Origin of the sequence: Achromobacter veterisilvae, from assembly GCF_900496975.1 — a bacterium.
Classification (GTDB): domain Bacteria; phylum Pseudomonadota; class Gammaproteobacteria; order Burkholderiales; family Burkholderiaceae_B; genus Achromobacter; species Achromobacter veterisilvae.
Genome location: NZ_UFQC01000056.1, coordinates 18,924 through 27,725, shown reverse-complemented (window position 1 = coordinate 27,725; position 8,802 = coordinate 18,924). Strand labels below are relative to the sequence as shown.

At 65.4% G+C, this 8,802-nt stretch carries 11 protein-coding genes and 1 pseudogene; all 12 read right to left on the bottom strand.

Annotated elements, in window-relative coordinates; all coding sequences use genetic code 11:
• A partial coding sequence (locus tag AVE30378_RS30185) for a DEAD/DEAH box helicase family protein (protein WP_341868055.1) occupies positions 1 to 1,328 on the bottom strand: 1,328 nt, incomplete at its 3' end.
• Positions 1,329 to 1,464: 136 nt separating this feature from the next.
• Positions 1,465 to 1,770 (bottom strand): hypothetical protein, encoded by a 306-nt coding sequence (locus AVE30378_RS30180; protein WP_003116817.1) that lies wholly within the window; start codon positions 1,768 to 1,770, stop codon positions 1,465 to 1,467.
• A gap of 89 nt (positions 1,771 to 1,859) precedes the next feature.
• Positions 1,860 to 2,117 (bottom strand): methyltransferase, encoded by a 258-nt coding sequence (locus tag AVE30378_RS30175; protein ID WP_425265804.1) that lies wholly within the window; start codon positions 2,115 to 2,117, stop codon positions 1,860 to 1,862.
• A gap of 113 nt (positions 2,118 to 2,230) precedes the next feature.
• Positions 2,231 to 3,364: a DUF6094 domain-containing protein gene (locus AVE30378_RS30170; protein WP_223224654.1), complete on the bottom strand. Its 1,134-nt coding sequence runs from the start codon at positions 3,362 to 3,364 to the stop codon at positions 2,231 to 2,233.
• A gap of 40 nt (positions 3,365 to 3,404) precedes the next feature.
• Positions 3,405 to 4,052 (bottom strand): hypothetical protein, encoded by a 648-nt coding sequence (locus AVE30378_RS30165; protein WP_003116820.1) that lies wholly within the window; start codon positions 4,050 to 4,052, stop codon positions 3,405 to 3,407.
• 76 nt (positions 4,053 to 4,128) lie between these two features.
• On the bottom strand, positions 4,129 to 4,389 hold the full coding sequence (locus AVE30378_RS30160; protein ID WP_003090124.1) for a hypothetical protein: 261 nt from the start codon (positions 4,387 to 4,389) through the stop codon (positions 4,129 to 4,131).
• A gap of 16 nt (positions 4,390 to 4,405) precedes the next feature.
• Positions 4,406 to 4,813, bottom strand: coding sequence for a hypothetical protein (locus AVE30378_RS30155; RefSeq protein ID WP_003116821.1), 408 nt, complete (start codon positions 4,811 to 4,813; stop codon positions 4,406 to 4,408).
• 104 nt (positions 4,814 to 4,917) lie between these two features.
• Positions 4,918 to 5,259: a hypothetical protein gene (locus tag AVE30378_RS30150; RefSeq protein ID WP_003116822.1), complete on the bottom strand. Its 342-nt coding sequence runs from the start codon at positions 5,257 to 5,259 to the stop codon at positions 4,918 to 4,920.
• A 94-nt stretch (positions 5,260 to 5,353) separates the two neighbouring features.
• A complete protein-coding gene (locus tag AVE30378_RS30145; protein ID WP_003116823.1) occupies positions 5,354 to 6,043 on the bottom strand; it encodes a DUF3275 family protein in 690 nt (229 codons plus the stop codon).
• Positions 6,044 to 6,137: 94 nt separating this feature from the next.
• Positions 6,138 to 6,965, bottom strand: coding sequence for a DUF932 domain-containing protein (locus AVE30378_RS30140; RefSeq protein WP_013391792.1), 828 nt, complete (start codon positions 6,963 to 6,965; stop codon positions 6,138 to 6,140).
• A 145-nt stretch (positions 6,966 to 7,110) separates the two neighbouring features.
• On the bottom strand, positions 7,111 to 8,016 hold the full coding sequence (locus tag AVE30378_RS30135) for a DUF3577 domain-containing protein (protein WP_003116825.1): 906 nt from the start codon (positions 8,014 to 8,016) through the stop codon (positions 7,111 to 7,113).
• A gap of 310 nt (positions 8,017 to 8,326) precedes the next feature.
• Positions 8,327 to 8,777 (bottom strand): annotated as a pseudogene (locus tag AVE30378_RS32945) (XF1762 family protein).
• Positions 8,778 to 8,802: the final 25 nt, after the last annotated feature.

Genomic DNA, 8,802 nt, shown 5'->3' with positions numbered 1-8,802 from the left:
GAGTAGATGTCCTTCAACACCCCGTGATCGCGCATGAACGCCATCGCAGCCGAGGTCATGCTGCCGCTCGTGGTCGGGCGGTAGCCGTCTTCGATCATCCGCCCCGGAAGGGCTCGGAACAGCAGGTGGAACAGGTCGTCCCCGTAGCCGCCCATCAACGTGCCGGTCAGCAGCAAGGTCTTGCGAGCCTTCGCCGCCAGCACGCCCATGGCCTGGCCCTGGGCACTGCCCCCGTTCTTGTACTCATGTGCCTCATCGGCGATGAGCAGGTCGAACGTGCCTTGCGGCAGGTAGCGTTTGATGAACTCGGACGGCTGATAGCCGCCCTCGCCAAAGCCGAACTCCATGTTGGCCATCGCACGTTCCATGCGCGTGGCCTGACGGTCGGAAAACACCAGCTCGCCGTTGCCATCCATGAGGTTGATGAACTCATGGATGTTGTCGCCGAGCATCGACGCCAGGAACCCGTCACCGAACTTTTGCATCAGCTTCTGCGCGGTGACCTCTCCGATGGTCGGTATGCGCTTTAAGGCTTTGAGCACGGCCGAGGACTGGTCGCTGCCGGACAGACTGCGCGGGCGGATCAGTGTCCACAGGGGCGCGGCGCAGTGGCCGCACTTCCTGCGGCACTCCTCGGCTTGGAGCGCGATCGGGTTGACCGGCTCGCCGTCGAGGTCGGTGATGACCGTGCCGCAGTCCGGGCAGGCCGCCACGTCGCCGTGGCGGGTGCGCCGCGTGGTGAAGACAGGCTTCCAGTGAAAGCCCATCCGCATCCTGACGCGCCCCAGGACGAAGAACTCCTGGCCCGTGGGCTGCACGCCCAACTGCTCGCGCAGCTTGATGAGCTTGACGAGCGTATCCGGCCCGTTGAGTACCCACACCTTGGCACCGGCCACCGTCTCCTGGATCTCGCGCCGCCACTTGTAAACCAGGTGGGGCGGCGACAGCACCAGAGTGCGGCGATAGCCTTCGGCGTTGAGCACGGCGGCCGTGGCAATGCCGACGGTCGTCTTGCCGCAGCCCATCTCGCCATTGACGATCGCAGCACGTTCGCCACGGTCGATCAGCAGCTCGGCGGCGGCGTGGACGACTTCGGCCTGGGCTGGGAACAGCTTGCGCTTGAGGCTGGCGACCACCAGTTGCCGGTGCGCCTGCGGTTGGCCGGTATAGACCGGCGGATTAGCGCTGTTGAGGGCGTCGAGTAGTTCGTCGCCGAACTCGCCGACAAAATCCTGAAGGCTCAGGGTCAGAGGGGAAGATTCCGCGTCGAGCAGTTCGCCCTGTACGGGCGCGGATTCAGCGGCAGTGGTTTCGAGATCGAGGGACATGGTGATGCTCCAAAGAAAAATGGGGCATGCACCACCCCCAGCGGGGCAATGGCATGCCCCGTGGTGGGAAGAGAATCGACGCGTGGCTGAGGGTGGTTGAAGGTGCTGGCCTGGGCGGCCCGCAGGTGAACCGTGCTCAGTCTTCGGACGGAAGCACGATGACGGTTGCGCAGCGCTGCGAATCGGTGACGATGCGAATGGCGAGCCCCGGATGGATCACGTAGTGCGATTCCAGCGACGCGCCCGATTGAAGCGCGCTGCTGTTCGTCTGCCATTGCTGGATGTTGACGTCGCCCCAGTCGCCACGGGTGTGGCGCCTGAAGTACGGGATCGGGTCCAGGCGACCCGCGCGGACCAGGCGGTCTACACCTCTGCTGAAGATGAGCGCCCCGATGGGGAACGCCAGCCGCTGGCAGTAGGTTTCGATGCGATGCGATGCCATGGGCTCCTCCTTGATGAGTCATTGAGCCACGACACCCCTGCCGGAGTGAAGTGGCTCCGTCAGGTGGATGAGGATGACGATGTGGGGCCTCAGATCAGGTCCCGCTCTTCGGGAAGCTGGACCACCGTGGTCTGGTGGTCCTCGCTGGTCTTGACGATCAGCGCCAGGTCCGGCGTGATCCTGAACTGCGAGATCATTAGGTTGTCCTGTTGGATCGCCACGTCGTTGGCTTGGCGTGTGGCCTCATCGATCTCGCCCCAGTCCCCGCGCACATGGCGCTGGACATAGGCCAAGGGGTCGATCAGGCCTCGCCGGGCCAGCCAATGCACCTTCTCGCTCAACTTCAACGTACTCGGTGCGAACAACGGTTGCTTGTGCGGCGCAGGCCGCTTGAACGGATTGGGGATCATGGTGTTTCTCCTTCGAGTTGGTACAGCAGGACGGCAGCGCGTCCGGTGGATCAGCGAATGGTCAACACCTCGCCCCGTGTCGCGGAGCCAGGTGTCATGTCCCACGCGCGGATGACGGGAACGAACTTGTCGGTGAGGATGCGGGTCTCGGCGATGGAGCCGTCTTCGCGTTCGGTGAACTCCCGCTGGAGCGTCTTGTCCTTGTGGGTGTCACCTTTGACGACGAGCACGCGCCCGGTCTTGGAGCGCACAACCCCCGAGATCGCACCCGCGGCCAGAGCCAGGGCGAGATGCCAGCGGGACAAGGCCCGCGCCGGTGGACGCAGCGATTGCTGCGCAGCCCCCAGGTGCGTGTCCTGCGATGGCCACAAGCCTTGCAGCCTGCCAACCTCATCGGCGAACTGCTCGGGCTCCATCGTCACGCGGAAGAAATGCTCTGGCTCGGCCGGGCTGGCGGGGACGATGTACGGCAGGAACGGCCACTCGCTCGGCAGTTCCTCGGCTTCGACTTCGCCTTGCCCTACCTGCAACAGCAGATTGCGCACGGCCTTGACGCCATCGGGCACCTGCTCGCGCTGGCGCACCCGGCGTCCGAAGATCACCACCTGCTTGAACTGCGTCTCCACCGCTCGGTAGATGCGCAGGTCCGTGTAGTGGCGCGTCAGCCAGCCGACCAACTCCGCGTCGAGCACGTAGCCGGGGACGATGAAAACCAGCACGCCGCCGTATTGCAGCAGCGAGAGCGTGCGCTGGTAGAACAGCTTTTCAAGGCGGGCACGGCCCTGGCCCTGATAGCCGATGTTGCCGTTGACGTCCTTGGACAGGTCCCCATACGGCGGGTTGAGCCAGAGCAGCCCGAAGGACTGCTTGGAGACCATCGTGTCCATCAGGTCCGCGTGCAGGCAGTGATCGACCAGGCCGCGGGCATGGCGCGCCCGCTCCGCGTCGAACTCGACGGCGAACGCCTTTGCCTGCTCGCGCCCGAGGGCATGGGCGGCTTCGGCGATCGCCACGCCTTCGCCGGCGCAGGGATCGAGGATGCACATCGGCCCGTCGCTGGGCATCAGTGCGTTGAGCGCTCTTTCGAGCGTGGGTTCGTCGGTCGGGAAATATCCGTTCTTGACGAAATTGCGGGCGAGCCGCGGGAACATGAGGGCCATGGAAGTCTCCTGGTTGGCGGGGATGAAACACGGAAGTACGCCAAGGCGTGCCTCCGAGGGTGGGTCAAGCCGCTACCGCTTCCGGCGTCCAAATCTTGGCCGGATACGGATAGGCGGTGAGCGCGTCGCTGCGGATCAGGGAGCCGAGCGCCAGGGTCAGCGCCGGCACGTCGATGGCGAGCCGATGGCCTTCCAGCGGCCCGAGGGCGAACGGAAGGCGGGCCAGCATCTCGCGGGTTTGCAGCAGTTCCAGCACGGTCTCGCGCCAGTGATCGAGCAGCGGCAACGGGCAGGTGTCCCGCACCAGCATCCACAGGCGGTCAAGCCTGTGGGCGCTGTCGCGTGGCAGCAGTGCCAATGCGCTGGCGTTGGCCTTGTCGGGCTTGACGCAGCGCCGGTCGAACAGCCACACGTTGGACAGCGAGCCGAACAGCGTCCGCCGGTACGCGCGCGTGATGCGCTTTTCCAGGCGATCGACGTTGCCGATGAATACCGGGACGCTGCCGCCCTGGTCGGTGATGACGTGGAACTGGTCCAGTCCCTGCTCGTCGCGCCCGAGGGTCAGGCGAGCGAGGAACTGCTGGACGGCGGTGTCCCGCGCCCAGATGGACAGGAAGATCAGGTTGCCCTGGTCATCGCCGACGCAGGCGTCGGCCATCACGTCCGGGCATTCGTCGATGCGGTACAGCGTGGAAGAAGTGTTTGCGGGCATGGTGGTGTCCTCGGATGAACGGGAACAGCACCGCCCGCTGGGGCAAGTACTGCCCCAGGGGGTGGAAGAAAACCGCTCAGTCCGGCTCGAACTGCCGGGTGTGCGGGTTGAAGTGAAGCGGCTCGTCCGCCGAAGTGATCGGCGTGAAGCCTTCCAGGTAGATGTTGTTGAGGTACTGGTCGCGGTAGGTCAGTGCCTGCCGTGCCTGGTCCTCGGTGAGGCCGTTGTCGATGAAGTACGCCAGCATTTCCTCGTCGGAGGACACTTCGTCGTTGGACAAACTCCCTTCAACGAGTGCCAGCAACGAGGGCGGAAGCGTTGCCAGGATCGGGTCCATGTCGGTTCCTCCTGGCTCAGGCCATCGACGCCGCGGCGGATGCCGCGGATGCCGTGGGTGTGCGCCGCCGGGCGTGGTAGGCGCGAACGCCTGCACGCCAGTCGGCGGACTGCTCCGGTGCGAGGTCCAGATAGGACAGCGGGCACGTGTAGTAGTACGGGTGCATGGACTCGTCCAAGGACTTGTAGCCCCACTGGCCGCCGCTTCGTTCAAGCAGATCGCAGCGGATGTAGCGCAGGGACTGGCCCGGTGCGAGATCACGATGCACGCCTTCGACCTTGGCGGTCACTTCGGCGACGGACCACAGCACGTTGCCGCGCAGGGTGTGAGCGATGACCTTGACGCTGGCGCGCTCGGTCTCTTGCGGTGCGATCAGTTCCGCGATCAGTTCGGACCGCGATTGGTTTGAGAAATACCAGCCCATGAGAGGCCTCCTCGAAAAGTTGAGCTGAAGGCCTCCCCGTGGGGAAGAACCCCCAGCGGGTGATGGAATGCCGCATCTGCGGCGAAGGAACCTATGCGTCGCCCTCAATCCCAGTCGTCATCGTCTCGATCACAACCGGCCGGGCAGTAGCCGAACTCGATCCCGTGCGAGCAATAGCCATGCTCCGCATTCCAGTCCTGGGTTTCCTGCCGTTCGGCAGGTGTTGCGTAGTCCCATTCCTGGGCCGCGATTTCGAGAGCCTGAGCACGTTGCTCATCCGGCAAACGATTGGCCTGTGCGTCGATCGCCGAACTGAAGAGCGTCACGTAGTGGTCGTAGGACAAGCCGCAACCGCGCTGGGCGTGTGCGGCGGCCGCTTTGCAAAGGTCCCGCCACGCGGGTTCATCCAGCGTTGAACGCGGGGTATCGCAAGCGATGGTGGACATGATGGAGACCTCCAGAAAATGGCCAGGGCCTCCCCCGCATGGGAAAGGAACCCCGGCGGGTGGATGAAGAACACCGCGCATGCGGCGTCTGCGATCACGCAGGTTTTGGTTCGGCCTGGCGGCTCCACTCCTGCGTCTTGAAGTCCAGCGCGTAGCCCAGCTCGCCCAGGCGGGCGATCTGCGCGCGCAGGGTGCGGCGGTCGATGGTCGAATCCAGTTTCACGGACTCGCCCAGCGGCCACAGCAGGCCGAAGAGCGCGGCGTCACCGTCTTCGGTGCTGCCGGGGGCAGCGGCCGTAGCAGGCGGTGGCGCATCCACGCCGAAGGGCGTGGTATCGACCAGCGGGTCCGCGGACGCCTGCACGGGTGCGGGCTTGGCGGGCCTGGACGCTTTGGTGGGCTTGGCCGGCGTTGCCGCAGGCTGCGCCCCTTGCTCTTCATCGAGCGGATCGACGTCCTGGGTGGCGAAGCTGCGGGCTTCGTCGCGGCTGAGTTTGTCGATGCCGTTGAGCGTCATGCCGTCGAGGCTGGCACGGATCTCGAACCGCATGCCGCCGCCGACCGGATAGGACTTCGGGAAGATGTACCTGATGATGAATTCCCCGTCGTACTTGCCTTCGGGGTACTGCTCCAGCTCCGGGTCTTTGACCTCGAAAGTACCGAGGTGCGTCGCGAGGCGGCCAACCGTGAACGGGCCGTTCTTGCCGCGGATGGTACGCAGCGTGAGCTGGCCGGGGACGACGATGGGCGCAACAGATTTCTCGGAAGCCGATGGGGTTGCCATGATGGTTCTCCTGATGATGAATGACGGGCCGCCGACGGCACCCGGTGGATGAGAGGAAATGGCCTCGCCCGAGGTGGGCGAGGTCCGCGTGGCATCACGCCTTGAGCTGGCGCATGCCTTCGGCCAGCAGCCACAACGCCCGGTTCAGGCGCAGGTTCTGGTCGATGCCTTGCACCGGACGGGTGCGCTGATTGCGGCCGTTGGCCGTGCGTCCGTTCAGGCCCCCTTTGACTAGGTTCTCCTGGACGCGGTTGAAGACGGCCCACAGGTCGTTCTTGCGGTCGTCCCATCGCCGAGGGGCCAGCAGTTGGCTCTCGGTGACAGGCGTGGACTTGGCCGGATCGTCGTACTTGAGTGCGAGCGCAGAGTTCGCAAAGACCTCCGCTTCGCCCTCATCGAGGGTGATGGTGCGCATCGCATCGCGCGCGTTCTGCACGCGCTCGAAACCTTCGAGGACTCCGTAGGCACCTTCGATCACCTGGCTGGCCACGTCGCCCTTGTGGGGAACGCGGATGTCTGCGGTGGTGTCACCGCAAACCAGGCCGTTGTGGCAGACGAACCGGAACATGCCGGCGAGCATCTGATAGCTGCTCGTGCCGTCATGGCTGTTGAGCAGGATGATCTCGTTCGCCTCGTCGCCGTTGATCTGGCTTGCATGGCGAAGTCGGATGAGGTGCTTCGTGTACTCGCGCCGGTCTTCGTTGCGCACGCGCGTCTGACACACCATGAAGGGCTCGAAGCCCTCCTGGCGCAGCTTGGTCAGCACGGTCGAGGTCGGTATGTAGGCATACCGATCGGACCGGCTCCCATGTGGAGCGTCGGCGAAGATCGACGGAACGACGGCACGAATGCGGTCGTCCGAGAGTGGGCGATCAGAGCGCAGGATCGGGGATTGCGGAGCAAAGCGGGATACCAGAGACATGGCTGATCTCCTTTGAGAAATTCGACAACCGCGTGGCCGTGAGACCACGCGGAACTCGGGGGATGAAATGCGCAAGCACGCGTCCTGGGGACGCGGCGTACGTGGGGAGGAAAAGCGACAAGGCCCCGTGAGAGGCCGTGCCGGATCAGAACGAAGCAGCCAATGCCGGCTCCTGCTCCTGGACTTGCGCCTCGGGCTCGCGCTCGGCGGGCTCGGTGGCCGTGTCGATGGCATCGTCGGCTTCGGACGCGGATGCGTCTTCGGCCGGCGGCGCCTCGGCTTGCGCCTGGCTCGTCGGATAGACCTGGGTGCCGTCGATCTTGATGAGACCGATGTGGACCAGCGTCGATTCCAGGCTGGCGGCCGGTTCCCCGGCGTGCTCACCCTTGGTGCGGATGTACGGATCGATCTTCATGTCGTTCAGACGGAAGGCGATCAGCACCTTGCGGTCACCCTCGACGGCCTGAACGCACCGGCGAACCAGGTGCTCGGCTTCCGGGGTGGCGACGATGGTGTCGAAGTACCGATACTCCGGTTCATCGACAGGCCCGGCCAGTGCCGCGACGGTGCAAGAGAGGAACGAGTCGCCAGCTTTTGGGGTGACGTCCTTCACACGATTGAGATAGCCGATGCCGCGGGTGATCAACTCGTGCTGCTCGATCGAAGCCAGTTCGGCCCGGTCGATCAGTTCGGCCTTGAGCAGTCGCGCCTTGAGGGACGCGGCGGCCTGACCCTTCTGCTCACCCTTGTCGCGGATGTACACATCGCCCCACAGGTCACCGAGGCGAAAGCGCACCAGCGGGCGCTGCTTGGGATCGTCAACGCCGATGTAGCGCTGAACGAGCTTCTTGGCCTCGGCACCCGAGACCTTGACGTCGAAGTAGCGGTAGCTGGGGTCCCGGGCGGGGCCGACCAGCGCGGCGATGGTGCATGCCAGGAAAGGCTGCGCACGGCGGCCGCCCCGGACGGGCACTTCACGGACACGCTGGATGTAGCCGATGCCCGAGGTGTGGAGGTCGAAATACGATTTCTCGTTGGACGTGGTGTTCATGGTGAATCTCCATTGGGATGAAGCGGAGACACACCGGCCCACGCATGCGGGGAAGGTGCGTGACCCCGCGGTGGGTTGATAAGGCGAAAGCATCCGCCACCAGAGGCTGGTGGCCGCTCGCGGAAGGATGCGGTGCGAGCTGGCTCGGTCACGCAGTGGGAACTGCGCCGCAACCTCGAAGACCGATGGTTGCCTGGCATGTCGCTGACGACGTCAGCAGGCATGGGGCCAGCATGGCGGGGCCTCGCGCGCGCGGCAGCAATCAATCGGCACCCGGGCGCTTCCCTTTGTCCGCGCCACCCGGCGCCTGTCACAGGCACTTGGCGCCGCGCAGGTGCTCGGGGGTATCGGCGCGCGGACGGCCGGGACGGCTCCAGGCGCCGCCACCGCGCGCGCCGATCAGCCGCCAGCCGGCGGCGCGCAGGCTGGCGCCACCTTCGTCGGGCATGGTGTAGGTGAGCAGGCGTATGTAGCCCAGCGCCCTTGCCGCCTGCCAGGCCGCGCCGTAGAGCTTGCTGCAGGCGCTGGGTGTGCCGTCGGTGCACAGCCGCGTGACTTCCAGCGTCCAGGTGCCGCGCGACCGGGCGGCCGACAATGGCCACGCCGTGGATCAGGTCGCTGTCGCTCAGCGTGACGGCCAGGGCGAACTTCGCGCCCTGGACCGGGCGGTGGTGGCGATGGTGCGACAGAACGAATGCATTGGCCGTGCGCAGCGACACCGGTAGGAGGTGCAGCCTCGGCGAGGTCGATGGCGTGTTCATGCGGTTGTCTCCGGTGGCATGCCGG